Source organism: Bradyrhizobium sp. CFUWI (assembly GCF_056429085.1).
In genome coordinates this window covers 1-1,486 of record NZ_JBWJZE010000093.1, presented here as the reverse complement: position 1 = coordinate 1,486, position 1,486 = coordinate 1, and the positions used below count along the sequence as shown (strand labels likewise).

The following is a 1,486-nucleotide window of genomic DNA, read 5'->3' as shown; positions in this document are numbered from 1 at the left end:
CTAGTGGCTCTGCACAGTGATTTTGACTGGTTGGATCTGGGGCGGTCAGACTAGCTCCGGCAGGCTTTTGGGATCGACGAGAACCTCGATGCTGCGAGGCGTCGTTGGCTGCCGTCTGATGAGGCCGGCGCGTTCCAGCGTCAGCACCATTTGGTGAACTGAGGGCGGGCTGATGCGAAAATATTCCTGCATGTCGGTTTCCGCCGGGAGCCTGCGGTGCAGCCGCGTATAGAGGTGGATGAAGGCAAGGTACTGCCCCTGTTTGGGCGTGAAGGTTTTTGCCGAAGGACTCACGCCGGCCATCCGATTCAGTTGTTCGTGCTCGCCTCGATCAAGGAGGCCAGCATGAATGTACGCTATCGGGTCGAACTGAGCCAAGTCGAGCGCACCGAGCTCAAGACGCTGCTGGGCGGTGGCAAGCATGCGTCTCGCAAGCTCAAGCGGGCCCAGATTTTGCTGGCTGCCGATGCCGGGGCCAGCGACGAAGAGATCGCCAGGAGCGTTGGTGTGGGCGGCTCGACAGTGTACCGGACCAAGCGACGCTTCGTGGAGGGCAATCTGGAGCGGGCGCTGAGCGAAGAGCCACGCCCCGGAGCGGAGCGCAAACTCACGGGCAAGGAAGAAGCTCTGCTGGTGGCGACCACCTGTGCCGGTCCGCCCAAGGGCCGCGCCCGCTGGACGCTCAAGCTGCTGGCAGGTGCGATGGTCAAGCTCACCGAGCACAAGAGCCTGTCTCGCGAGACGGTTCGGCGGCGTCTGGCCGAAAATGGTCTCAAACCCTGGCGCAAAGACATGTGGTGCATTCCGCTGGTCGACGGCGAATACGTCGCCCGCATGGAAGACGTGCTCGATCTCTACGCCGAGGCGCCCGACCCCGAGCACCCGGTGGTGTGCTTCGATGAAAGCCCGGTGCAGCTCATCGGCGAGGCACGTCAGCCGATCCCCGCCGAGCCCGGCCGGCTCGAACGTTACGATTACGAGTATCGGCGCAATGGCACCGTCAACCTCTTCGTCCTGCTCGACGTGCATCGCCCCTGGCGCAAGGTCAAAGTCACCGAGCACCGTGCGGCAGAAGACTACGCCCGATGCATGCGCGAACTCGTCGACGTCCATTATCCCGACGCCGAGACCATCCGGGTCGTCCAAAACAATCTATCGACCCACTCCGCCGGCGCCTGTATCAGGCGTTCCCGCCTGCCGAAGCCAGACGGATACTGCGCCGGCTTGAGTTCCACTACACCCCCAAGCACGTAAGCTGGCTCAACATGGTCGAGATCGAAATCGGCGTCTTGCGCGGACAGTGCCTCGATCGCAGGATCGACGACCCCAAGCGACTGCGCCGCGAAATCGCCGCCTGGGAACGGCAGAGGAATGCCGCACGCTCCCGCATCAAATGGATGTTCAACACGGACACGGCCCGAGCCAAAATGGGCCGCGCCTATCCCAACTCTTCCAAAGAGTCATAATCACTGTGCAGGGCTACTAG

The 1,486-nt window shown here is 62.6% G+C and carries 2 protein-coding genes; one reads left to right on the top strand and one right to left on the bottom strand.

Going from position 1 to position 1,486, the window contains the following annotated elements:
• Nucleotides 1-45: 45 nt before the first annotated feature.
• Entirely contained in the window at nucleotides 46-378 is a 333-nt protein-coding gene (locus AC066S_RS38800) for a LexA family protein (RefSeq protein ID WP_347338668.1), read from the bottom strand.
• Here AC066S_RS38800 and AC066S_RS38795 point away from each other — a divergent pair.
• Nucleotides 346-1,466 (top strand): IS630 family transposase gene (locus tag AC066S_RS38795; RefSeq protein WP_478271911.1). Its coding sequence is split into 2 segments (ribosomal slippage): nucleotides 346-1,174 and nucleotides 1,174-1,466, totalling 1,122 coding nucleotides; the frame shifts between segments, so codons are not numbered across the junction. The two genes, AC066S_RS38800 and AC066S_RS38795, sit on opposite strands and share 33 nt — an antisense overlap.
• Nucleotides 1,467-1,486 lie beyond the last annotated feature (20 nt).